Source organism: Streptomyces sp. NPDC048506 (assembly GCF_040651315.1).
In the GTDB taxonomy this organism is placed as follows: domain Bacteria; phylum Actinomycetota; class Actinomycetes; order Streptomycetales; family Streptomycetaceae; genus Streptomyces.
The window spans coordinates 20566-44884 of record NZ_JBEZIX010000045.1 but is presented as its reverse complement, the minus strand read 5'-3'; the positions used below and the strand labels follow the sequence as shown (position 1 = coordinate 44884).

General features: G+C 71.5%; 18 protein-coding genes. 3 read left to right on the top strand and 15 right to left on the bottom strand.

Annotated features, from left to right (window positions below):
• Nucleotides 1–98: 98 nt before the first annotated feature.
• From AB0C96_RS30975 to AB0C96_RS30960, 4 genes are all read right to left on the bottom strand, one after another.
• Nucleotides 99–752 carry a DUF4360 domain-containing protein gene (locus AB0C96_RS30975; RefSeq protein ID WP_362921953.1) on the bottom strand — a complete coding sequence of 218 codons (654 nt, stop codon included), beginning with the start codon at nt 750–752 and terminating at the stop codon, nt 99–101.
• Between the two features lie 372 nt (nt 753–1124).
• Nucleotides 1125–1331, bottom strand: coding sequence for an acyl-CoA carboxylase epsilon subunit (locus tag AB0C96_RS30970; RefSeq protein ID WP_362921952.1), 207 nt, complete (start codon nt 1329–1331; stop codon nt 1125–1127).
• A gap of 57 nt (nt 1332–1388) precedes the next feature.
• On the bottom strand, nt 1389–2972 hold the full coding sequence (locus tag AB0C96_RS30965) for an acyl-CoA carboxylase subunit beta (RefSeq protein WP_362921950.1): 1584 nt from the start codon (nt 2970–2972) through the stop codon (nt 1389–1391).
• 221 nt (nt 2973–3193) lie between these two features.
• Nucleotides 3194–5614 carry a polysaccharide lyase 8 family protein gene (locus AB0C96_RS30960; protein ID WP_362921949.1) on the bottom strand — a complete coding sequence of 807 codons (2421 nt, stop codon included), beginning with the start codon at nt 5612–5614 and terminating at the stop codon, nt 3194–3196.
• A 264-nt stretch (nt 5615–5878) separates the two neighbouring features.
• Between AB0C96_RS30960 and AB0C96_RS30955 the strand changes: the two genes are divergently transcribed.
• Nucleotides 5879–6484 carry a YceI family protein gene (locus AB0C96_RS30955; RefSeq protein WP_362921947.1) on the top strand — a complete coding sequence of 202 codons (606 nt, stop codon included), beginning with the start codon at nt 5879–5881 and terminating at the stop codon, nt 6482–6484.
• 453 nt (nt 6485–6937) lie between these two features.
• Here AB0C96_RS30955 and cimA read toward each other — a convergent pair whose 3' ends face one another.
• The 7 genes from cimA to ureA all read right to left on the bottom strand — a co-directional run bounded on the left by cimA (nt 6938) and on the right by ureA (nt 15986).
• Entirely contained in the window at nt 6938–8578 is a 1641-nt protein-coding gene (gene cimA, locus AB0C96_RS30950) for a citramalate synthase (RefSeq protein ID WP_362921945.1), read from the bottom strand.
• Nucleotides 8579–8864: 286 nt separating this feature from the next.
• On the bottom strand, nt 8865–10253 hold the full coding sequence (locus AB0C96_RS30945; protein ID WP_362921944.1) for a S28 family serine protease: 1389 nt from the start codon (nt 10251–10253) through the stop codon (nt 8865–8867).
• A 99-nt stretch (nt 10254–10352) separates the two neighbouring features.
• Nucleotides 10353–11678 (bottom strand): MFS transporter, encoded by a 1326-nt coding sequence (locus tag AB0C96_RS30940; protein ID WP_362921942.1) that lies wholly within the window; start codon nt 11676–11678, stop codon nt 10353–10355.
• Between the two features lie 146 nt (nt 11679–11824).
• Nucleotides 11825–12442, bottom strand: a complete 618-nt coding sequence (locus AB0C96_RS30935; RefSeq protein ID WP_362921940.1) for a TetR/AcrR family transcriptional regulator — start codon at nt 12440–12442, stop codon at nt 11825–11827.
• Between the two features lie 34 nt (nt 12443–12476).
• Nucleotides 12477–13517, bottom strand: coding sequence for an agmatine deiminase family protein (locus tag AB0C96_RS30930; protein WP_362921938.1), 1041 nt, complete (start codon nt 13515–13517; stop codon nt 12477–12479).
• A 73-nt stretch (nt 13518–13590) separates the two neighbouring features.
• Complete coding sequence (locus AB0C96_RS30925; protein ID WP_362921936.1) at nt 13591–15279, bottom strand: urease subunit alpha; 1689 nt, start codon at nt 15277–15279, stop codon at nt 13591–13593.
• Complete coding sequence (gene ureA / locus AB0C96_RS30920; protein ID WP_362921935.1) at nt 15276–15986, bottom strand: urease subunit gamma; 711 nt, start codon at nt 15984–15986, stop codon at nt 15276–15278. The genes AB0C96_RS30925 and ureA overlap by 4 nt, the downstream gene beginning before the upstream one ends.
• A gap of 244 nt (nt 15987–16230) precedes the next feature.
• Here ureA and AB0C96_RS30915 point away from each other — a divergent pair, with 244 nt between their 5' ends.
• Nucleotides 16231–17685 (top strand): cytosine permease, encoded by a 1455-nt coding sequence (locus AB0C96_RS30915; protein ID WP_362921933.1) that lies wholly within the window; start codon nt 16231–16233, stop codon nt 17683–17685.
• Between the two features lie 138 nt (nt 17686–17823).
• Here AB0C96_RS30915 and AB0C96_RS30910 read toward each other — a convergent pair whose 3' ends face one another.
• The gene (locus AB0C96_RS30910; protein WP_362921932.1) at nt 17824–18912 is read right to left on the bottom strand and encodes a branched-chain amino acid aminotransferase; all 1089 of its coding nucleotides are present in this window, start codon (nt 18910–18912) and stop codon (nt 17824–17826) included.
• A gap of 379 nt (nt 18913–19291) precedes the next feature.
• Nucleotides 19292–20332 (bottom strand): 3-isopropylmalate dehydrogenase, encoded by a 1041-nt coding sequence (locus tag AB0C96_RS30905; RefSeq protein WP_362921930.1) that lies wholly within the window; start codon nt 20330–20332, stop codon nt 19292–19294.
• A 129-nt stretch (nt 20333–20461) separates the two neighbouring features.
• Between AB0C96_RS30905 and AB0C96_RS30900 the strand changes: the two genes are divergently transcribed.
• A complete protein-coding gene (locus AB0C96_RS30900; RefSeq protein WP_362921929.1) occupies nt 20462–22084 on the top strand; it encodes a metallophosphoesterase family protein in 1623 nt (540 codons plus the stop codon).
• Between the two features lie 152 nt (nt 22085–22236).
• Here AB0C96_RS30900 and AB0C96_RS30895 read toward each other — a convergent pair whose 3' ends face one another.
• Nucleotides 22237–22368: a hypothetical protein gene (locus tag AB0C96_RS30895; protein ID WP_018087223.1), complete on the bottom strand. Its 132-nt coding sequence runs from the start codon at nt 22366–22368 to the stop codon at nt 22237–22239.
• A 300-nt stretch (nt 22369–22668) separates the two neighbouring features.
• On the bottom strand, nt 22669–24300 hold the full coding sequence (pruA, locus tag AB0C96_RS30890) for an L-glutamate gamma-semialdehyde dehydrogenase (protein ID WP_362921927.1): 1632 nt from the start codon (nt 24298–24300) through the stop codon (nt 22669–22671).
• Nucleotides 24301–24319: the final 19 nt, after the last annotated feature.

The window sequence follows — 24319 nt, the reverse complement described above, 5'->3', positions numbered from 1 at the left end:
CAGTACGGCACCGTTTTCGGCCGGCAGCGCGCCGTACAGAGCGCCCGTGGGGCCCGTACGCACCGACGTACGGGCCCGTCGCCGGTCGTCCGCTCCGGCTACCTACGCGCGGGGCACTCCTTCCACGCGAAGTGGTACAGGGTGTTGATGCTGCCGTCGGTGGAGTCCATGGCCATGAAGCTGGTGGCCTTGGGGTCCGCGGACTTGCCGTCCACCCTCAGTTCGGTGTTGATGTTGAAGTAGCGCTCCTCTCCGCAGGGCGCGTAGACCAGCGCGTCGAGGTCGGTCTCGTCCGAGGTCTGCCAGTTGGTGTCGTAGGGGCCGGTGAAGGAGTGGCTCTTGCGAGCCGTCTCCGGCTGGCCCTGGAAGTAGTAGTTCGCCTGCTCCAGGCCCTTGGCGCCCGGGGCCAGCGAGGCGTATCCGCGGTAGTCGGCCCGCGCGATGGCGTAGGTGAACCCCTGCGGGACGTGCACGCTGAGGGCGATCTGGCAGTTCTTGCGGGCGTCGGTCGGTTTGCTGCTGCCGCCCGCCTGGGCGAGGTACTCGCTGTAGGTGACGGTGAAGGCGGTGTTGTCGGGGGCGACGGCCACGGCGGCGCTGCCGGGTCTGCAACCCGATCCGTTGACCGTGGCGACGGTTATGGTGATCTTGCCGGTCGGCGGGTCGTCGCCGAACCGCGCTGGCGTGGTGGGGGATGCCGATCCGAGGAGCAAGGATGCCACCGCGGCACCAGCACTGAGCGTGCTGAGCATGGGCTCTTCCTTCCGGTCGTCCTGGACCCGCGGCGCGGGCACACCAGGAGTGGGATGACGAGCGCATGCCAGCACGTGGATCTCGGCTTGAACAGCTCTGCTCCCGAGGGTTGGGGCGAACCTACGCCTTGATTCGGACGCCGGATGCCGAACCGGAACACCTGCGCCAGAAGGGTGACGAACAGTCATATCCCGCTGGCACGGGGCACGTTGACCCTTGACGCAGCGGTCCACACCCTCCGGCGCGCCGCCACCGCGACGCCACCTCGGCCGACCGTCGGGGCGCCGTCGCCGAAGCCCCGACGGTCCGGGGAACGACCGAGGGGCCCGCACCGGCCGGGTGCGGACCCCTCGTCGTACGAGCCGTTCGGCTCAGCGCTGCCAGCTGGTGGCGCCGTGGAAGCCGGTCTGGCGCTCCAGTCGGCGCCAGCGGGCGGCGGTGGCGCGCGGGTGGGCCGGGGCGGCGGACGGGCGGTGGGCGGCGCGGGCCAGAAGGACGGCGGTCAGGGCGGCGAGCTCTTCCTCGCTGGCCTGGCCCTTCTCCACCCGGATGGAGTCGGTGCGGTGGGCAGGATTCACGGTGTCTTCTCCGTCGTCGCGGTGGGCGTGGATGCCTGGTGCGGTTGCGGGGTGTGGTTACTGGGGCGGGTTGCCGTGCTTGCGGGCCGGCAGGTCCGCGTGCTTGGTGCGCAGCATGTCCAGGGCGCGGATGAGCACCTGGCGGGTGTCGGCGGGGTCGATGACGTCGTCGACCAGGCCGCGCTCGGCCGCGTAGTACGGGTGCATCAGCTCGGACTTGTACTCCTTGACCATGCGGGTGCGCATGGCCTCGGAGTCGTCCGCCTCGGCGATCTGCTTGCGGAAGATGACGTTGGCGGCGCCCTCGGCGCCCATCACCGCGATCTCGTTGGTCGGCCAGGCGTAGGTCAGGTCGGCGCCGATGGACTGCGAGTCCATGACGATGTAGGCGCCGCCGTAGGCCTTGCGCAGCACGATGGAGATCCGCGGGACGGTCGCGTTGCAGTAGGCGTAGAGCAGCTTGGCGCCGTGCCGGATGATGCCGCCGTGCTCCTGGTCGACGCCGGGCAGGAAGCCGGGGACGTCCAGGAGGGTGACGATCGGGATGTTGAAGGCGTCGCACATCTGGACGAAGCGGGCGGCCTTCTCGGACGCCTCGATGTCCAGCACGCCGGCCAGCGACTGCGGCTGGTTGGCGATGATGCCCACCACCCTGCCGTCGAGCCGGGTCAGCGCGCAGATGATGTTGGTCGCCCAGCGCTCGTGGACCTCCAGGTACTCGCCGTCGTCGACGATCTCCTCGATGACCTTGCGCATGTCGTACGGGCGGTTACCGTCGGCCGGGACCAGGTCCAGCAGCGCGTCACCGGAGCGGTCGACGGGGTCCTCGCAGGCCACCGACGGCGGGTTCTCCCGGTTGTTGGCCGGCAGCAGGGACAGCAGGTAGCGGACCTCTTCGAGGCAGCTGGCCTCGTCGTCGTAGGCGAAGTGGCACACGCCGGAGGTCTCGGCGTGCACATCGGCGCCGCCCAGGCCGTTCTGGGTGATCTCCTCGCCGGTCACCGCGCGCACCACGTCGGGGCCGGTGATGAACATCTGCGAGGTCTCGCGGACCATGAAGACGAAGTCGGTCAGGGCGGGGCTGTAGGCCGCGCCGCCCGCGCACGGGCCGAGCATGACCGAGATCTGCGGGATGACCCCGCTCGCCTTGGTGTTGCGCTGGAAGATGCCGCCGTAGCCGGCGAGCGCGGAGACGCCCTCCTGGATACGGGCGCCGGCGCCGTCGTTGAGCGAGACCAGCGGGGCACCGGCCTGGATGGCCATGTCCATGATCTTGTGGATCTTGGTGGCGTGCGCCTCGCCGAGCGCACCGCCGAAGATCCGGAAGTCATGGGCGTAGACGAAGACGGTCCGACCGTGCACGGTGCCCCAGCCGGTGATCACACCGTCGGTGTAGGGCTTCTTGGCCTCCAGGCCGAAGCCCGTCGCCCGGTGCCGCCGCAGCGGCTCGACCTCGTTGAACGAACCCTCGTCCAGCAGCAGCTCGATCCGCTCGCGCGCCGTCAGCTTGCCCTTGGCACGCTGCGCTTCGGTCGCCCGCTCGCTGGGTCCCCGCCGGACCTGCTCGCGGATGGCGTGCAGCTCGGCGACGCGCCCGCGAGCGTCGTTGGCGCCGGCGGGCAGATCTTCGACAGTGGTCATGTATCGACGGTACGTGTGCAGGGCGCCCCGCACCGATGTCGGTTTCGTACAACGTCCCATGCGTTTTGGTGGGCAGGCAGTACAGAACCGTCCTGGGCGCGGCGCGCGTCCCGCCGACCGTTCGGGTGGCCGAGCCGGCCCTGACCTGGAGGGGCCCGACACGCGCAGGCGTCCCGCTTCCGGGCCGCCGGACCGACCGCCCGGAGTCGCATCACCACAGGTCAGAGCGGCCTTACCGTACAGCTGTGGGTGGCGCAGTCGGTGCCCGGACGGATCCGCAGTCGCAGCGCCGGGCCGGTGGCCAGCACCTCGATCGCGGGGTCGTGGCCGAGCACCGCGCGCACCGGGCGTGACCAGGTGATCTCCAGCGTATCCCCGGACCGGTCCGGGGCAGCGACGCACAGTTGTGCGGTCCGGCCATGCCCCGTGCCCCACGGGCCGCGCCGCCGCTCGCGCACCAGCACGCTCGCCGGGCCGCTGCTGCGCAGCGCTCCCGCGCGGCCCGCCCGCCAGAAGTTGGCGGCCGTTACGCCGAGCGGGTGCACCGCGATCGCCTGCCGGTCGGCGTCGTTGGCGACCACGGTCAGCCAGTGCCGGTCGGCGGCGCGGGCGGCAAGGGCGGCGGCGGTGGCGCCGGGCATGAGGAGGTAGGCGTAGCGGGCGCCGTCCGGGTCGGTCCCGTGGTCCTGCCACAGGGTGAGGTAGCGGCGGGTGAACGGCTGGGGCGAGGAGGTGGCGTTGATGTCGTGCCAGGAGCCGGTGCGGGCCTCGCGCAGCGCCGTCAGGGGGGCGCCGCCGGGGAAGACGTAGCCGCCGTGCCCGGCGAGATGGGCCCAGTGGGCGCGGCCGAAGCGGGCGGTGCGGCCGAGCGTGCCGGGCTGGCGCACGCCGTCGACGGTGAGGGCCTGGGTGCCGTACGCGCCCAGGCAGCGGTTGTCGACGACGGTCTCGACGGGCACCCCGTCGCGGGCGGTGATGCCGGCACCCAGGCAGACCACGCAGTCCGCGAGCGCGAACCAGGACTTCCGGGCACCGAGGGTGGAGGCGAGACCGCGCAGGTGCTGCCCGATCGCGGCGAACTCGCCGTCGGTGGTGCCGCCCACCCAGCGCACGGCGGGCCGGGGCTCGCCCCAGCCGTCGCCCTCGTCGTCCGCGAGTCGCTTGGTGGAGACGGTCGTGCCGGGCAGCCGGTAGGGGTCGACGGTCGGCCAGAAGGCGTCCGTGTACTGGTCACCGCCGAAGTCCGCGCCCCACCAGTAGAGCATTCCGGCACCGGTGTGCCAGCCGTGCGGGTTCTCGCCGTTGCCGTTCTCGTAGTACGTGATCCGGTCGGAGGCCATGGCGAGCCCGGCGGCCCAGCCGGGGCGGCGGTGCACGGCGCGGTCCATGGCCGGGAAGAGCCGGTGGCCGACGGGTTCGGGGGCGGGGGCCACCGGGCCGTCGGCGATCCGGTGCAGCCGGGCGAGGTCGGCGACGCCGTACTGCCGGTCGGTGAGGACCGGCAGCGTGCGGTCACGGACGATCCACCCCTTGACCATGGCGTGCCAGCGGCTGCGCTCGGCGGGGCTCGCGGCCTCGGCCAGCAGGGCGACGGCGGCGATCAGCGCATGGCCGTGGTAGTGGTCGCTGCGCATCACCCGCCGCTCGTCGTTCTTGAGGTAACCCCGGCTGATGGCACGCCCGTTGACGCTGTCCATCATCAGCCCGTTGTGCAGCAGCGGCGCGTAGGCGTGCGCCACGCTGTCGAGGACGTTCTGCCGCGCCGGATCGGTCACCTCCCACTGCGAGCGCCCGAGCAGGGTGAACAGGCGCCCCAGGCCGTCCAGCAGGACGCAGCCGTAGGTGCCGGAGTAGGCGACCCAGGTGTGCTGGACGAACGAGCCGTCGGCGTACAGCCCGTCGCCCTCGGTGACGTAGGGGAAGACCGGCGAGAGGGCGTCCCGGGCCAGCGCGATCTTCTGCGGCGCCCGGCCGAGGACGCCGCGCAGGGCGACCACCCGACACAGGTCGACCCGGTTGGCGCCGGTGCTGGTGCCGGTGTAGTCACCGAGCACGGCATCGGGCACGAAGTGGTCGACGGCGGCCAGGCAGCGGTCGCGGAGGTCGCCCGGCAGGCCGTCGCGCAGGTGCTCGTCGAGGATCGCGAGGGTGTCGAGCAGGAGTCTGGGGCTGCCGATCTGCCACTCCCACCAGTTGCCGTAGCGGGTGGTGCCGGCATGGTAGACGGTGGTTTCGAGGTGGTCGAGCCCGTTCAGGACGGCCTCGGCCAGTCCGGGGTCACCGGTCCGGCCGGTGCCGGGCTGGGCGTAAGCCTGGGCCATGGTGCACAGCCGGCCGTAGCTCTGGGTGATGCCGGACGGCGGGTCGTAGGGACAGTCCGGCCAGAGGGCGCCGCCCCCGGGCCGCATGCCCGACCAATACCTTCCGGCGAGTTCGCCCGTCTCGCGGAGGACGGCGGCGTACGGCGGGACGGTGGGATCGAACCCGGTGCCGAGCAGGAGCCCGCACCAGCGGGCCCGGAGGGTGGCGTACGGATCAGGCGGGGCGGCGACCGCGGGACGGGCGGCGGCGAGGCCGAGCGCGCTCGCGGCGGCGAGAAATCCTCTGCGTGACCAGACGGACGGGACGGGGTCGGGCGACACGATCGGTCCTCTCCGTGGCGTCAACTGGGTTGTGGCGCTGCGCACTTGGGAGTTCCCGATGGTCTAGCACGGGCCCGCGCGCGGCGGCAATGACCGGGCCGCGCCACCCCCGACCACCCGTCCGGCCGAGCCCGCCGCCCGGCACGTCGGCGAATCCATCTCACGCGAAGGTTGAACATTGAACTAAACCGCGCTACGGTGGCAGGCATCTCGTTGAATGTTAAACAAAATGCTGCCCGCAGCATCCGCCCCGGAGGAGGAGCCATGGCTCTGTTCAACCGCAAGCGCACCACCGCCCCCGCCGCCGTCCTCGACGCGGACCCCGCGCTGGCCGCACTGACCGGCGACTACACCATCGACCCGGCCCACAGCAGCATCGGCTTCACGGTCCGGCACGCCATGGTCACCAACGTCCGCGGCAGCTTCGGCGACTACGCGGGCACGCTGAGCCTCGACGGCGGCGACCCGTCCCGCTCCGCCGCGTCCCTCGACGTCAAGATCGCCAGCATCGACAGCGGGATCGCCGACCGCGACGCCCACCTGCGCAGCGCCGACTTCTTCGACGCCGAGGCCTTCCCCCTGATGACCTTCCGCAGCACCACCGCCGAGCACGTGGGCGGCGACCGCTTCCGCCTCACCGGCGACCTCACCCTGCGGGACGTCACCAAGCCGCTCACCATCGACCTGACGTTCAACGGCTCGGCCACCGACGTCTACGGCGCCGAGCGGGTCGGCTTCGAGGGCAGCGCCGAGATCCTGCGCTCCGACTGGGGCCTGACCTGGAACGCCGCGCTCGAGGCGGGCGGGGTGATGGTCAGCGACAAGGTGAAGCTCAGCTTCGACATCTCGGCGGTCGCTGCGCGGGGCTGACCTCCCACGCTTTTGTCTGCGGCGCCGTGCTTGTTGCTCGCCGTTGCGCCTGCGGCGGGCGGGGCCGCTGCGCGGGGCTGTCGGGTGCGGTGACGGTCCTCCGGGGCAGGGTTTCCGGACTGCTTCGCTTTACGTCCGGAAACCCTGCCCCTCCGGCCCGTCCCCTCCCGTTGAGGGGTGGGAAGAAGACCGTGGGGGTGAGCGCCGGTGGTCCCCTGCGCACAGTGGACTGACGAGGCCCGCCCCCACCGGCCTCTCACCACCCACTCACGGGAGGGGCCGCGCCGCAGGACGAAGTCCGGAGGAGCGGCACCGCACCCGACAAACCCACGCCCGCCGCAGGCGCAACGGCGAGAAACCAGCGCGGCGGGAAAGCCGAAAACGTGTGGAGGGCCCGCCGCCAGGCGCAACGGCGAACAACCACCACGGCGCCGCAGACAAAAACGTGGGGGGCTATCCCTGCGGCGCAACCCCGGCCCGCAAGAGGCCATACGCATAGGCGTCGTCCAGGGCCTGCCAGGAAGCGGCGATGACGTTCTCCGCGACGCCGACCGTGGACCATTCGGCGCGGCCGTCGCTGGTGGAGACGAGGACCCGGGTGATCGAGCCGGTGCCGAGGGCGCCCTCCAGGATGCGGACCTTGTAGTCGACGAGCTCCATGGTGGCCAGCTGGGGGTAGATCCACTCCAGGCCGACCCGCAGCGCCCGGTCCAGTGCGTTGACCGGGCCGTTGCCCTCGGCGGTGGCGACGATCCGCTCGCCCTTGGCCCACAGCTTCACGGTCGCCTCGTTGGCGTGCGTGCCGTCGGGGCGGTCCTCGACGATCGCGCGCCAGGACTCGACCGTGAAGTACCGCACCGGCCGGCCCTCGACCTCCTCCCGCAGCAGCAGCTCGAACGAGGCGTCCGCGGCCTCGTAGGTGTAGCCGGCGAGTTCGCGCTCCTTGACCCGCGCCACGACCCGGCCGACCAGCTCGCGGTCGCCGCCCAGTTCGAAGCCCAGCTCCTTGCCCTTGAGCTCGATGGAGGCCCGGCCGGCCATGTCGGAGACCAGCATCCGCATGGTGTTGCCGACCAGCGCCGGGTCGATGTGCTGGTAGAGGTCCGGGTCGACCTTGATGGCGGAGGCGTGCAGCCCGGCCTTGTGGGCGAAGGCGGAGACACCGACGTAGGGCTGGTGGGTGGAGGGGGTGAGGTTGACGACCTCGGCGATGGCGTGCGAGATCCGGGTGGTCTCGGCGAGCTTGCCCTCCGGCAGCACCCGGCGGCCGTACTTGAGCTCCAGCGCGGCGACGACCGGGAAGAGGTTGGAGTTGCCGACGCGCTCGCCGTAGCCGTTGGCGGTGCACTGCACGTGGGTGGCGCCGGCGTCCACCGCGGCCAGGGTGTTGGCGACCGCGCAGCCGGTGTCGTCCTGGGCGTGGATGCCCAGCCGCGCGCCGGTGTCCGCGAGGACGGTCCGCACCACGGCGGTGATCTGGGCGGGGAGCATCCCGCCGTTGGTGTCGCAGAGCACCACCACGTCCGCGCCGGCCTCGCTCGCGGTGCGGACGACCTGCTTGGCGTAGTCCGGATCCAGGGCGTAGCCGTCGAAGAAGTGCTCGCAGTCGAGGAAGACCCGACGTCCCTGGGAGCGCAGGTAGGCGACGGTGTCGCGGACCATCGCGAGGTTCTCCTCGGGCGTGGTGCGCAGCGCCAGTTCCACGTGTCCGACGTGCGACTTGGCGACGAGGGTGATGACCGGGGCCCGGGAGTCCAGGAGGGCTGCGACCTGCGGGTCGTCCTCGACGCGGACGCCGGCCTTGCGGGTGGCGCCGAACGCGACCAGCTGGGCGTGCCGGAAGTCGATCTCCTCGCGGGCGCGCTGGAAGAACTCGGTGTCGCGGGGGTTGGCACCGGGCCAGCCGCCCTCGATGAAGCCGACGCCGAAGTCGTCGAGGTGCCGGGCGATGGTGAGCTTGTCGGCGACCGTGAGGTTGATGCCCTCGCGCTGCGCACCGTCGCGGAGCGTGGTGTCGAAGACGTGGAAGTCGTCGGACACCGCGCTGGCGGGGCGGGCGTCGGGCGACGGGGAGGCGTCGGGTGCGTCCGTCATGCTGGTCTGGCTCCTGTCGGGATCTCGGTCTACCGGAATAACCGGTTCCACCGCCCCTCCATGCTCCCTCGCGCTCCGCCTCCGGTGGATTGTGGGCCGGAAACGAAAAGACCCCTCGCGGGTGCGAGAGGTCTGCGCGCGGGTCTGGGACGACGGTGGCCACGCCGTACTCGGGTCGTACGGGGCGGTCACTGCGGACCGGCGCGCCTGCTGCCAATAATCATGGCGAACGAGAGCACGGTCCGCAGTGTGCCATATCGGACGCACGGTGCACCTTGCGGTCTCACTATGTGGTCGAACCGTCCACGCCGGCCCAGCGGCGGAGCGTCGCGGTGGCCCGCTCCCGGTCCCCCGGCGTCAGCTTGTCGAGGCTCATGTGGTGGCCGGCGTGCGGGGCCAGATAGACATGGGTGTCGCGGCTGCCGGGGCCGGTACGGAACGGCTCGGCCCGTACGGGGTCGTTCTCGCCGTAGACGAACATCAGCTCACTGCCGTGGTGGCGTACCCAGCGGTCGATGTCGGGCATGGCCTCCGGCTGGAAGCGCATCGGGATGTTCCGCGGCACGAGGGTGCGGATCTGCTGGATTCCGGGGTATCGCAGCATTCCGGCCAGGTGCGGGGCGGCCCGCTCGGTCATGCCGAGCTGGGTGCCCAGCTGGTAGAAGGACGCGGTGACCAGGGAGAGGTAGAGATCGGTGTAGCCCTGGAGGCCCATCACCCCGTCGAACCAGGCGTAGAGCGCCGCGCTGGTCGCGGAGCGCCCGGGGATGCGGCCGCAGCCCGCCTCGCCCTGACTCATCCAGTAGCGCTCCGGCAGCATCAGCGTGGCGAGTTCCAGCAGCCGGTCGGCGCTGCCGACGATGTGCAGGGTGTCGCCGTGGGCGGCGGCGGAGCGGGCGATACGACCCGCCGTCTCCGTCCTGCGGGCTCCCAGCAGCTCGCGCTGGACGGCGGTGAGCGCACGGCGGCAGGCGGGGCTGCCGACCCGCCCCAGGAAGCGGTCCTCGGCGGTGCCGTCCCGGCCGCTGGTGATGTTGGGGGTCGAGTACGCGACGGAGCCGGCCACGTCGTGCGGGTAGAAGCGCCGGTGGTAGACCGTCGCCATCCCGCCCTTGCTGCCGCCGGTGGAGATCCAGGCGGCGCGGTAGATCGTCCGGAGCGCCCGCACGATCCGGTGGTGGTCGGTGGCCGCCTGCCAGATGTCGAGCTTGGTCCAGTCGGTGGGGTGGGGGGTGGAGGTGCCGAAGTACCGCTGCTCGACGCTGATCTGATTGCTGTTCAGGATCTCGGTCGGCTCGGCGCGCAGGGCGGGGTTCTGGTAGTCGAGGTCGTAGCCGTTGGTGTGGAGCACCATCGGCCGGTCGGTGGCGCGGTGCAGCAGGAACAACCGCTGCTCGAAGGTGCCCCGGTCGGGGTGGCGGTGGTCGACCGGCTGGCGGTAGCGCAGCTCGATCGAGCGGTAGCCGGCCGGAGCGGCGTTCTCCTTGACCACCCGCATGCCGGGGATGGCCGAGAGCCGGGTGAAGAGGTCGCCGGCGGCCGGGCGGGCGGCCGCATGGGCCGCGGCCGCCCGGCCCTCGGCGGGCCGGGCCATCGCTGCGGACGGGGCCGCGGCGCCCGAGGCCAGCAGCCCCGTCAGCAGCAGCGGCATGAGTGAGTACCTGACGTTCCTCATGCCACCCAGCCAAGCCGCCCGGGGCCGGGGCGCGGATCCCCCGGGAACGGGAACGGCCTCCCCCGGGCAGGGGAGGCCGTTTTCGGCCGGGAGGCCACCTCAGTCGGCGGCGGGCGCCCCCACCGGCGAGCGGCCGGCGCCCGCGGCCGGCTTGCCGACCCGGTGCAGATCGATGCTCCGGGTCTCCCGCATGGCGAGGTAGACGACCAGGGAGACCGCGGCGCAGCCGGCGACGTACCAGTAGTAGCCGGACTCCATGCCGCCGTTCTTGAACCACAGCGCGACGTACTCCGCGGTGCCGCCGAACAGGGCGTTGGCGATGGCGTACGGCAGGGCGACGCCGAGCGCACGGATGCCGGTGGGGAACAGCTCGGCCTTCACACAGGCGTTGATCGAGGTGTAGCCGGTGACCACGACCAGCGCCAGCAACGAGAGCCCGAGGGCCGGCCAGAAGCTGCCGGCGTGCTTGAGCAGCGTCATGATCGGCACGGTCAGGAAGGTCGAGCCGATCGCGAAGGTGATGAGGAGGGGCCGGCGGCCGATGCGGTCCGAGAGCCGGCCGGCCAGCGGCTGGAGGCACATGAAGAGGAACAGGGCGCAGAAGCTGACCAGGGAGGCGGTCGGCTTGGACATCCCGGCGCTGCCCGAGAGGTACTTGGTGAGGTAGGTCGTGTACGTGTAGTACGCGACGGTGCCGCCCATGGTGAGCGCGATGACCAGCAGCGCCTCCCGCTTGTGGGCCAGCAGCGCCTTGATGGTGCCGCGGGCGGGGTCGGACTGGGCGCCGTCGTCCTCGGCGTAGACCTCGGTCTCCAGCATGTTGCGGCGCAGGTAGAAGACGATCCCGGCACCCAGCGCACCGACGATGAACGGGATCCGCCAGGCCCAGCTGTGCAGGGTGTCCTCGGACAGCGTGCGTTGCAGCACGATCTGTAGGCCGAGTCCGACCAGCTGGCCCGCGGTCATGGACACGTACTGGAAGCTGGAGGCGAAGCCGCGCTGTCCCGGCGCCGACGCCTCGGTGAGGTAGGTGGCGCTGGCCGCGTACTCACCACCGACCGAGAGCCCCTGCAACATCCGGGCGACGAGCAGTACGGCCACCCCGCCGTAGCCGGCGACGGCGTACGTAGGCGCGATCGCGATCAGGACCGCCGAGGCGGACATCAGCGTGACGGTCAGGGTGAGCGCTGCCTTGCGCCCCTTGCGGTCGCCGACCCGGCCGAGCAGCCAGCCGCCGACCGGGCGCATGAAAAACCCGACGGCGAAGATGCCCATGGTGTTCATGAGGTTGGCGGTGTCATTCCCCTTGGGGAAGAAGGAGTCCGCGAAGTAGACCGCGAAACTGGCGTAGACGAACCAGTCGAACCACTCGACCATGTTGCCGGCCGAACCGACCCAGATCTTCTTCCATTGCTCTCGTCCCATAGCCGATCACGGTCGCGGACCGGGGGTCGGTCGGCAAGGGTCGGGGCGGCAACGATCCCGCGTACTTGCGTACGTTGTGTTCACTACGGGGCGGAGGGTACGCGTCCGGGCCGGCGCCACGGGCCGCCCGGCCCGTGGCGTGGCACTCACCGTTCCGACGTGCCCAGCGACTCGTCCAGGAACTCGCGTATGTGCTCCCTGACCTGGGCGCGCTCGGTGCCGGGCAGGCCGACGACGAGATGGGTGCCGAAGCCGTCGAGGAGGGCGCGGGTGCGGGTGGCGAAGCGCTCGGCGTCGACCGGCCGGAACTCGCCCTTGGACACGCCCTCGACGAGGAGGGCCACCAGGTCGCGGTGCCAGGCGAGTTCGAGTTCGAGCTGGCGCTCGCGGGTCTCGTCGTCGGCGTTCTGCGAGCGGTTCCACACCTCCAGCCACAGCGTCCAGCGCGGGTCGCGGTGGCCTTCGGGCAGATAGAGGTCGACCAGCGCGTCCAGCCGTTCGCGGGCCGGGACGCGGCGGGAGAGGGCGGCCCGGCGCTCGGCGCCGAGCTGCTCCTCGCTCCACTGGAGGGTCTGTAGCAGCAGCTCGTCCTTGGTGCCGAAGTAGTACAGGATGTGGCCGCTGCTCATGCCGACCTCGCGGCCCAGGCCCGCCATGGTCAGTCGGTCCAGGCCCTCCGCCGCGATGGTGGCCATCGCCGCGGCGAGAACCTGCTCGCGGGGTTGGCTGAGTCGCCGCCGTGGACGGCGCACGGGAGAGGGCACGGGGACCTCCGGGTCGGCTGGACGGGTCTGCGGGTCAGACCGCGGGCTGCTGCTGGGTGATGCAGTGGATACCGCCACCCGCTGCGAAGATCGTACGGGCGTCCACGAGGGTCACCGTCCGGTCGGGGAAGAGCCGGCGGAAGATGCCGGCCGCGTGCTCGTCACGCGGGTCGTCGAACCCGCACAGCACCACACCATCGTTGCAGAGGTAGTGGTTGATGTACGAGTAGTCGACCAGCTCGCCGTCCTCCTCGATGACGGTCGGCGCGGGCACCTCGACGACCTCCAGCCGGCGGCCCTTGGCGTCGGTGGCGGCGCTCAGCTGCTTGACGATCTCGGTGCAGATCGCGTGGTCGGGGTGGTCGGGGTTGGGCTGGGTGTGCACGAGCACGGTGCCCGGACGGGCGAAGGCGGCGACGATGTCGACGTGGCCGCGGGTGCCGAACTGTCCGTAGTCGGCGGCCAGGCCGCGGGGCAGCCAGATCGCCTTGGTGGTGCCGAGGTGGGCGTGGATCTCGGCCTCCACCTCCTCCCGGGTCCGGCCGGGGTTGCGGCCCGGGTCGAGCTGCACCGTCTCGGTGAGCAGGACGGTGCCCTCGCCGTCGACGTGGATGCCGCCGCCCTCGTTGACCAGGGGCGTGGCGTAGCGGCGCACCCCGGCCAGGGCCGCGACCTGCTCGGCTATCTTCTCGTCGAGGTCCCAGCGGGCCCACTCCTGCGCACCCCAGCCGTTGAACACCCAGTCGACGGCGGCGAGCGAGCCCTTGCCGTCCGTGACGAAGGTGGGGCCGATGTCGCGCATCCAGGCGTCGTTCAGCGGGTGCTCGACGAGGTCGACGGCGTCGCCGAGGAGTTCCCGGGCGCCCTCGGACTGGCCGGGGCCGACGACGACGGTGACCGGTTCGAAGCGGCGCACGGCGCGGGCCACGCCGGCCCAGGCGCGGCGGGCCTCGGCCAGGGTCTCGCCGCCCTCCTCGCCGAAGGTGAAGTTGGGGCCGGGCCAGGCCATCCAGGTGCGCTGGTGGCGGGCCCACTCCGGGGGCATGCGGAATCCGTCGGCGGCAGGGGTGTTCATACGGGGTCCTTGAGGGTCTGTAGCGGTGGGGCGGGCGGGGGTCACCGGCCGTGCTGTGCACCGGCCGTGCCGTTCACAGGAAGTAGAGCCGGGACAGCGAGACGGTGTCGGCCGGTTCCGAGCGCATCGGGTCGCCGTCGAGGGTGACCAGTCCGCTGCGCGCGTCGACCTGGACCTGTCCGACGCGGGAGTTGTGGACGAGGTTGCCGGGGCCGATGCCACGGGTGCCGCGGACGGCGACCCGGCGGCGCCGGGTGGGCAGGTGGTCGCCGCCCTGTTCGGCCGCGGCACGGGCGACGAAGGCGACCGAGATCTCGGCCGGGGTCGCGCCGTGCGCCCCGAACTGCGGGCCCAGCACCAGGGGTTCGCAGGTGTCGGTGGCGGCGTTCGGGTCGCCGGTGACGCCGTAGGCGGGGAAGCCGGACTTCAGCACCAGCTGCGGCTTGGCACCGAAGAACTGCGGCTTCCAGAGCACGATGTCGGCCATCTTGCCGACCTCGATCGACCCGATCTCGTGCGAGAGGCCGTGGGCGATGGCGGGGTTGATGGTGAGCTTGGCGATGTAGCGCAGCACCCGGGCGTTGTCGTCGTGGGCGCCGTCGCCTTCCATGGGGCCGAGTTCGGCCTTCATCTTGCCGGCCATCGCGAAGGTCCGGCGCACGGTCTCGCCGGCCCGGCCCATGCCCTGGGCGTCGGAGGAGGTGATGCCGATCGCCCCGAGGTCGTGCAGCACGTCCTCGGCGCCCATCGTGCCGGCCCGGATGCGGTCGCGGGCCATGGCGGCGTCGCCGGGCAGGTCGGTCTTGAGGTCGTGGACCGAGACGATCATGCCGTAGTGCTCGGCGACCGCGTCCCGCCCGAAGGGCAGGGTGGGGTTGGTCGAGGAGCCGATGACGTTGGGGACGCCGGCCATCTTCAGGACGTTCGGGACGTGCCCGCCGCCGCAGCCCTCGATGTGGAAGGCGTGGATGGTGCGGCCGTCCAGGACGCGCAGGGTGTCCTCGACGGTGAGGCACTCGTTGAGGCCGTCGCTGTGCAGCGCGACCTGGACGTCGTGGTCCTCGGCGACCCGCAGCGCGGTGTCCAGGGCGCGGGCGTGGGCGCCCATGTCCTCGTGGACCTTGAAGCCGCAGGCGCCGCCCTCGGCGAGCGCCTCGACCAGTGGGGCGTCGGCCGAGGAGGAGCCGCGACCGAGGAAGCCGATGTTGACCGGCCAGGCGTCGAAGGCGCCGAAGGCGTGGCCCAGCGCCCAGGGCGAGTTGACGCCGACGCCCCAGACCGGGCCGAACTCCTGGCCGATGATGGTCGTCACGCCGGAGGCCAGCGAGGCCTCCATGACGCGCGGCGAGAGCAGATGGACGTGGGTGTCGACGGCGCCGGCGGTGGCGATCATGCCCTCGCCGGAGACGATCGAGGTGCCGGTGCCGACGACGACGTCGACGCCGTCGAGGGTGTCCGGGTTGCCGGCCCGCCCGATGGCGTGGATCCGGCCCTCGCGGATGCCGATGGACACCTTGCGGATGCCCTGGACCGCGTCGATGACCAGGACGTTGCTGATCACCACGTCGCAGGTCTCACGGACCGCGGCGGCCTTCAGCAGCAGCCCGTCACGGGCGGTCTTGCCGAAGCCGGCCAGGAACTCGTCGCCGGGCTTCTGGGAGTCCGACTCGACCCGGACGACCAGGCCCGAGTCGCCGAGGACCACCCGGTCGCCGGCCCGCGGACCGTGCACCGACGCGTACTCGTGGGGGTCGATGGTCATGCCTGGTCCTCCGCTCCCAGGTAGCCGCAGGCGGCGGCCCGCCGCAGCGCTTCCGCTTTCGCGCCCGGTGCGTCCAACGGGCCGTCGACGAGACCGGCGAAGCCGATCGCGATCCGGTCGCCGCCGATCGGCAGCAGTCCGACCTCCGAGGCGCCGCCGGGGTCGAACCGCACCGACGAGCCGGCCGGCACGCACAGCCGCATGCCGTAGGCGGCCGAGCGGTCGAAGTCCAGCCGGGGGTTGGCCTCGAAGAAGTGGAAGTGCGAGGTGACGCTGATCGGCACGGACGCGGTGTTGCGCACCGTCAGCACCACCGCGGGCGCGGGCTCCGGGTCGGCCGGGCCGGGGAGCACGGCGCCGGGTGCGGGCGCACGGTCCGCACCGTCCGGGCCGGCCGGCGCGCCGGCTCCGATCGGGTCGCTGACCACCGCGAGCCGGGAGCCGTCGTCGAAGACGGCCTCCACGTGCACCTCGGTGACCACCTCGGCCACCCCCGGCAGCACGTCGTCCGGGCCGAGCACGCTGCGTGCCGCCTCGATGGCCTGAGCGAGGCGGCGCCCGTCCCGCGCCGCCTCGCAGACTGTGTCCGCGATCAACGCGGTCGCCTCGGGCACGTTCAGCCGCAGTCCACGGGCCCGGCGCGTCCGCGCCAGCTCGGCTGCGCCGAACAGCAGCAGCCGGTCGCGTTCCGTCGGGGTCAACCGCATCCCGTCACACCTCCAGCTTGATTAGAGCATCACTCTAACCATGAAATTAGCCAACGCGAAAGCATTGACCTGCGGCATGGGGGTGAGCGAGATTGAGCGCTGTTCTAAACAAGTGGTGAATAGAGCAACGCTCAAATGATCTCGCACCGCGCGTACCGCTCACTTCGAGCACTGTCCACATCACGGAGCACTGCACGCAGAGCACTGCTCGCACACTGTTGTCCGGCCTCTCAGGGGAGCCCTCATGCCGATCGAACAACGCGGAGTCGACACCATCCCGGACGAGGAGCGCACCAGCGGTCCCCGTGACCTCGTCTCGATCCTGCTCGGATCGAACCTCGCCCTCGGGGTGGTGATCTTCGGTTGGCTCCCGGTCTCGTTCGGTCTCGGCTTCTGGGGCTCGGTCAGCTCCCTGGTCGCCGGCACCCTGGTCGGCGCCGTGCTGACCGCCCCCCTCGCACTGGTCTCCCTGCGCAGTGCGACCAACCTCTCGACCAGCAGCGGCGCCCACTTCGGCGTGCGCGGCCGGCTCATCGGCTCGGTGATCGGCCTGCTGCTCTCGCTCGGCTACACCGCGCTGACGCTGTGGGTCGGCGGCGATGCGATGGTGGGCTGTCTGCACCGGCTGATCGGCCTGCCGACCGGCGGCGCCTCGTACGCGCTCGTCTACGCGGTGCTGGCGGGCGCCACGGCGGTGGGCGCGGTCTACGGCTACCGGGTGCTGCTGCGGATGAGCAAGGTGCTCTCCATCGGTCTGACGGTGCTGCTCGCCATCGGCGTGATCGCCTACGCCCACACCTTCACCACCGCGCCGGTGCCCGGCACCTCGTACGCGCTCGGCGGCTTCTGGCCGACCTGGCTGCTGGCCGCCGTCTCCGCCGGTCTCAGCGGCCCGATCGCCTTCATCACCCTGCTCGGCGACTACAGCCGCTACATCTCGCCCCGCCGGCACAGCCCGAAGAAGGTCTTCGCGGCGACCTACCTCGGCCTGGTGGTGGGCCTGCTGATACCGCAGCTGTTCGGCACCTTCAGCGCCCTCGCGGTCGGTGCCGGCGACGACTACGCGGGCCCGCTGGTGGCCGGCGCCCCGCTCTGGTACCTGGTCTTCCTGCTGCTCAACGCCTCCGCCGGCTCGGTGGGCAACTCCGGCCTGATGCTCTACAGCATGGGCCTGGACCTGGACGCGATCCTGCCGCGGGCGACCCGCACCCAGGCCACGTACGTGGTCGCCGCCGTCTCGACCGCGCTGGTCTACGCCGGGCACTTCCTGTGGCAGGCGCAGGACGCGATGACGTCCTTCGTGCTGCTGATGACCGCGATCGGCACCCCGTGGGCCGTGATCACCGTGCTGGGCTTCCTCCGCTGCCGCGGCGACTACGACCCGGACTCGCTTCAGGTCTACAACCGCGGCACCCGCGGCGGCGTGTACTGGTTCACGGCCGGCTGGAACGTCCAGGCCACCGTCGCCTGGGCACTGGGCTCGGCGGTCGGCCTCTTGGGCGTGGACACCCCGCTCTACCAGGGCCCGCTGCTTCCGCACACGGGCGGCATCGACGTCAGCTTCCTGCTGGCCGCGGCCGTGGGCGGGGTCGTCTACTTCGCCCTCACCGCCGGCCGGCCGCGCCCGGTCCCCACGCTGCGGGCCGCCCCGTCCGCCCCGGCAGCCGGCGCCTCGGACACCCCCGCGGAGGTCGGCTGATTCGCCTTACCCGCACGGCCGGGGCCCCGCCCCGCGCCGAGGGGCGCCATCCGGCCCCTGCCCATGCCGAGGCCGCCCCCGACGCGATGTCGGAGGCGGCCTCGGTCGTCATGTCCGGGGAGCGCCCAGGGCCCGGACTCAGCCCAGCGGGTGCATCCAGCCGTGGGTGTCCGCGGCGACGCCCCGCTGGATGTCGAGGAGCGCCTCGCGCAGCTTCAGCGTGACCTTGCCGGGCTCGCCGTCGGACTGGGTCCACTCACCGCCGTCGCTCTTGACCGTGCCGACCGGGGTGATCACGGCGGCCGTTCCGCAGGCGAAGACCTCGGTGAGGGTGCCGTTCTCCGTGTCGGCCTTCCACTGGTCGATGGAGACCCGGCCCTCCTCCGCCTCGTAACCCAGGTCGCGGGCGACGGACAGCAGGGAGTCACGGGTGACGCCCGCCAGCAGCGAACCGGTCAGGGACGGCGTGACGATCTTGTCGCCGTACACGAAGTACAGGTTCATCCCGCCGAGCTCCTCGACCCACTTGTGCTCCACGGCGTCGAGGTAGGCGACCTGGTCGCAGCCCCGCTCGGCGGCCTCGGCCTGGGCCAGCAGCGACGCGGCGTAGTTGCCGCCGGTCTTGGCGTCGCCCATGCCACCGGGGACGGCGCGCACCCGGTTCTCCGACAGCCAGATGGAGACCGGCTTGACGCCACCGGCGAAGTAGGCGCCGGCGGGCGAGGCGATCACGACGAAGAGGTACTCGTTGGCGGGCTTCACACCCAGGCCCGCCTCGGTCGCGATCATGAAGGGACGCAGGTAGAGCGACTCCTCGCCGCCGTGCGCGGGCACCCAGTCCTTGTCCTGCTGGACGAGCACGTCGCACGCCTCGATGAAGGTCTCGACCGGCAGCTCCGGCATGGCCAGCCGGCGTGCGGAGGCCTGGAAGCGGCGGGCGTTGGCGTCGGGGCGGAAGGTGGCGACGGAGCCGTCGGGCTGGCGGTAGGCCTTGAGGCCCTCGAAGATCTCCTGGGCGTAGTGCAGGACCGTGGTCGCCGGGTCGAGGGAGAGCGGCCCGTACGGCACGAGCTGCCCGTCGTGCCAGCCGCGGCCCTCGGTCCACTTGATCGTCACCATGTGGTCGGTGAAGTGGCGCCCGAAGCCCGGGGCCGCCAGGATCTGCTCCCGCTCCGCGTCGGACAGCGGGTGTGAGGAGGGCTTGAGCTCGATCGTGGGCGTCGTCATGTATGCGTGTCCTTCACTGCGTGTTTCCGATACCTGGGGGCCCTCCCAGCGTGAGCTGGAGGAGCGTCACCGGCCCAGCCTTGCCCCATGCGGCACCGGTGCGGTGGGTGGCGGCCGCGCTCACGAGATCTGTTGAACGTACCGGTCGTTACTGGGACGTCCGAGTTTCCCCGCGGACAGCGGTGCCACGTCCGATTATCGCTCGCGGGTATCCGCCGCTGGAACCGGTGTGCGCGGCCGGGTCCGATGGTCGCACCGAACCGGGCAGTAGCCCAGAGCGGGTCAACGCGGACGGCGCCGGCCCTGGACATCGCTGTCCCGGCCCGGCGCCGTCGGTCTGCCTGTCTCGCCGGCTCAGCACCGGCGGGTGGCGCGGGCCTCAGCCCGCTACGCGTGCGGCGAGCGCATCGCCGATCTCGTCCGTGCTGCGGGCCGAGCCGTCCCGGGCCTCCAGGTCGGCCGCGACCGCCGCCTCGATCCGGGCGGCCTGCGGCTCGAAGCCGAGGTGGCGCAGGAGCAGCGCGACCGAGAGGATCGTCGCCGTCGGGTCGGCCTTGCCGGTGCCCGCGATGTCCGGGGCGGAGCCGTGCACCGGCTCGAACATCGACGGGAACTCGCCGGTCGGGTTGATGTTCCCGGAGGCGGCCAGGCCGATGCCGCCGGTGACGGCCGCGGCGAGGTCGGTGAGGATGTCACCGAAGAGGTTGTCGGTGACGATCACGTCGAACCGCTCGGGCTGGGTGACGAAGAAGATCGTCGCCGCGTCGACATGCAGGTAGTCGGTGGTGACCTCGGGGTACTCCGCGCCGACCTTGTCGAAGATGTTCTTCCACATGTGGCCCGCGTAGACCAGGACGTTGTTCTTGTGAACCAGCGTCAGCTTCTTGCGGGGGCGGGCGTTGGCGCGCTCGTAGGCGTCCCGGACCACCCGCTCGACACCGTAGGCGGTGTTCACGCTGACCTCGGTGGCCACCTCGGCAGGGGTGCCGGTGCGCAGCGAGCCGCCGTTGCCGGTGTACGGGCCCTCGGTGCCCTCACGGACCACCACGAAGTCGATCTCGGGCCGGCCGGCCAGCGGGGTCGCGGTGTTCGGGAAGAGCTTCGACGGGCGCAGGTTGACGAAGTGGTCGAAGGCGAAGCGGAGCTTGAGCAGCAGCCCGCGCTCCAGCACGCCGGACGGCACGGACGGGTCGCCGATCGCGCCGAGGAGGATCGCGTCGTGCTGCTTGAGGGACTCCAGCTCGGCGTCCGGCAGGGTCTCGCCGGTCGCGTGCCAGCGCTTGGCACCAAGGTCGTACTCCTTGGTTTCCAGCTTGACGTCCTGCGGGAGGACCGCGGTCAGGACCTTCAGGCCCTGGGCCACGACCTCCTGGCCGATACCGTCACCGGGGATCACTGCGAGGCGAATGCTGCGAGACATGGTTGGACCCTACTCTTCGTCCCATTGATTGACACGTAACGTCCGACATACGGACAGGCGGGGAGTCGGTCAACCGCCGTTCACCCGGATGACCCCCAACGGACGGATCTTGCTGGGAAATTCGGCGGCATGACTGGAAACCCCTGGGGCTCCTCCCCCATGCCCTCGCACACCCCGCGCGTCGGCATACCGGAGCAGCTCGCCGCCCGGATGAGCATGCCCGAGCAGCACGACTACCTCCGTACCAAGCTGACCCGCCGCGGCCTGCTGCGCACCTCGGCCGCGACCGCGGGGATGGTCGCGGGCTCCGGTCTGCTGGCCGGCTCGGCCCAGGCCGCCTCCCCCGCCGCGGCCGCGCCCACCCTGCTGGTGTCGTCCGCGACCGCCGGCGTCGACGGGTCCCTCGTCGCCCCGTTCGGCCGCCACCTCGCCTTCGGCGCCGACCCCCGGCACCAGATGCGGGTGAGCTGGCAGGTGCCCTTCGCGGTGCGGCGGCCGTACGTCCGGGTGGGCCTCACGCCCTGGGACCTGGGGCGCAAGATCGAGGCCGAGGTGCGCGACCTGCACACCCCGTCGCTCTCCGCGAAGCTGCCGGCCGTCCAGCAGTACTACCTGCACGCGGCCCTCGACGGCCTGCGGCCGGGCACCACGTACTACTACGGCGTCGGCCACGACGGCTTCGACCCGGCCGACCCGCGCCGCTTCTCCACCGTCGGCACCTTCCGCACCGCCCCGGCCCGCGCCGAGCGGTTCGTCTTCACCGCCTTCGGCGACCAGGGCGTCAGCTACCACGCGCTCGCCAACGACCAGCTGATCCTCGGTCAGAACCCGTCGTTCCACCTGCACGCGGGCGACATCTGCTACGCGGACACCGACGGCCAGGGCAGCGACCACGACGCCTACGACGCCCGGGTGTGGGACCAGTTCCTCGCGCAGACCGAGTCCGTCGCCAAGTCCGTGCCGTGGATGGTGACCACCGGCAACCACGACATGGAGGCCTGGTACTCGCCCAACGGCTACGGCGGCCAGAACGCCCGCTGGTCGCTGCCGGGCAACGGCCCGGACGCCACGGACTCCCCCGGCGTCTACTCCTTCACCTACGGCAACGTCGCGGTCGTCGCGCTGGACGCCAACGACGTCTCCTACGAGATCCCCGCCAACCAGGGCTACACCGACGGCAAGCAGACCCGCTGGCTCGACCGCCGGCTGGCCGAACTGCGCGCCGCCGAGGGCACCGACTTCATCGTGGTGTTCTTCCACCACTGCGCCTTCTCCACCACCAACTCGCACGCCTCCGAGGGCGGGGTGCGCGACGCCTGGCTGCCGCTGTTCGAGAAGCACCAGGTGGACCTGGTCATCAACGGCCACAACCACGTCTACGAGCGGACCGACGCCATCAAGGGCGGCCGGGTCGCCAAGAAGCTGCCGATCGGCGAGTCCGTCGACGCCACCCGCGAGGGCATCGTCTACGTCACCGCGGGCGGCGCCGGCAGGTCCCTCTACGACTTCCCCGTGCCCGACAGCTACGAGGGCCACGTCAAGGACCTCGACCACGTGGACACGTACCACTGGTCCAAGGGCCAGGCGAAGACCGCGGAGACCGTGGAGTGGTCCCGGGTCCGCTACACCGGCTACTCCTTCATCGCCGTCGAGGTCTGCCCGGGCCACCGCCCGCGGATGACGGTCACCGCCCTCGCCGAATCCGGCGAGCGCATCGACCACTTCGAGGTGACCCGCTCACCGCAGGGCTGAGCAGCGGTACGCGGGGAGGGGCGCCTGGGGGTCCGGAGCGCCCCTCCGACGTTCACATGGGGCAGATCCAGCGGGCCAGCGAGGACCGGATCCGCCACCAGCAACGGCACGGCACCGACGACAGCACCGCACCGGCGTGCGTACGCATCGCCTCAGTGCCCGGTCGAGCCGCCGTTGTCCCGGCGGTCGAGGGCGCGCTGGAGGGCCGCCGCGGCGTTCCTGCGGTCGGCGTCGCCGGTCGTACGGGCGGAGTGACGGGTCCTGCGGACAGCAGTCTCGGCCATGATTCACGTCTCCAATGCCAGAGCCCCGAGAACAAATGGGATGCGTCGATCCTGAAGCGGCCGGAGGGCGGGGGCCTCGGCACGGCAGGGGTCACCTGCGCTCATGCACCGGGCCGCACCCGCTCGCGCTCGATGGAGCGGTACGTTCGGCTCCTACAAAGCTAGGACAGCCGGGCCGTGATGTCTGCACAATTACTTGGGCTTCCTACTATCTGAGACGGAAGCGACCCTCGGGACGGCAACGACGACGGCCTGGCACCCCCGCAGAGGGGTGCCGGGCCGTCGTCGTGCGCGTGGGCGTCAGCCCATGTGCGGGTAGCGGTAGTCGGTCGGCGGGACCAGGGTCTCCTTGATGGAGCGGGTGGAGGTCCAGCGCATCAGGTTCTGCTTGGCGCCGGCCTTGTCGTTGGTGCCGGAGGCGCGGCCGCCACCGAAGGGCTGCTGGCCGACGACGGCGCCGGTGGGCTTGTCGTTGATGTAGAAGTTGCCGGCCGCGAAGCGCAGCTTCTCGCAGGTGGCGGCGGCCGCCGCGCGGTCCTGGGCGATGACGCAGCCGGTCAGGCCGTAGGCCGAGGCGGACTCCATCTGGGTGAGCATGCCGTCGTAGTCGGCGTCGTCGTAGACGTACACGCCGAGGATCGGGCCGAAGTACTCGTCCTTGAAGATCTCGTTCTCCGGGTCGGTGGAGACCAGGACCGTCGGGCGGACGAAGTAGCCCTCGCTGTCGTCGTAGGTGCCGCCGGCCACGACCTCGACGGTCGGGTCGGCCTGGGCGCGGTCGATCGCCGCCTTGTTCTTGGCGAACGAGCGCTCGTCGATGACGGCACCCATGAAGTGCGACAGGTCGGTGACGTCGCCCATGGTGAGGGACTCGACCTCGGCGGCGAACTCCTCCTTGAAGCCGGCGTTCCACAGCGAGGCCGGGACGTAGGCGCGGGAGGCCGCGGAGCACTTCTGCCCCTGGAACTCGAAGGCGCCACGGGTCATGGCGGTCTTCAGCACGGCGCGGTCGGCCGAGGGGTGGGCGACGATGAAGTCCTTGCCGCCGGTCTCGCCCACCAGTCGCGGGTAGGTCTTGTAGTTCTCGATGTTGTTGCCGACCGTCTTCCACAGGTACTGGAAGGTCCTGGTCGAACCGGTGAAGTGGATGCCCGCCAGGTCGGGGTGGTTCAGCGCCACCTCGGAGACGTCCTTGCCGTCACCGGTGACGAGGTTGATCACGCCCTTGGGCAGCCCGGCCTCCTCCAGCAGCTGCATCAGCAGCACCGCGGCGAAGGTCTGGGTCGGGGACGGCTTCCAGACGACCACGTTGCCCATGAGGGCGGGGGCGGTCGGGAGGTTGCCGGCGATCGCGGTGAAGTTGAACGGCGTGATCGCGTAGACGAAGCCCTCCAACGGGCGGTGGTCCGAGCGGTTCCAGACGCCCGGGGCGTTCGCCGGGGGCTGCTCGGCCAGGATCTGGCGCGCGAAGTGCACGTTGAAGCGCCAGAAGTCGATCAGCTCGCAGGGGGTGTCGATCTCCGCCTGCTGGGCGGTCTTGGACTGCCCGAGCATGGTCGCGGCGGCCAACGTCTCGCGCCAGGGGCCGGAGAGCAGCTCCGCGGCCCGGAGGATGATCGCGGCGCGGTCGTCGAAGGACATCGCGCGCCAGGCCGGGGCGGCGGCGAGCGCGGCGTCCACGGCGTCCTGGGCGTCCTGGACCGTCGCGTTGGCGTACGTGCCGAGCCGGGCCGCGTGGTTGTGGGGCTGCACGACGTCGAAGCGCGCGCCGCCACCCATCCGCCGCTCACCGCCGATGGTCATCGGCAGGTCGATCGGGTTGTCGGCCAGCTCCTTGAGCCTGGCCTCCAGACGGGAACGCTCCGGGCTGCCGGGCGCGTAGGTGTGGACCGGCTCGTTCACCGGCACGGGGACCTGGGTTACGGCGTCCATCGTGGCCGTCTCCTTCGAT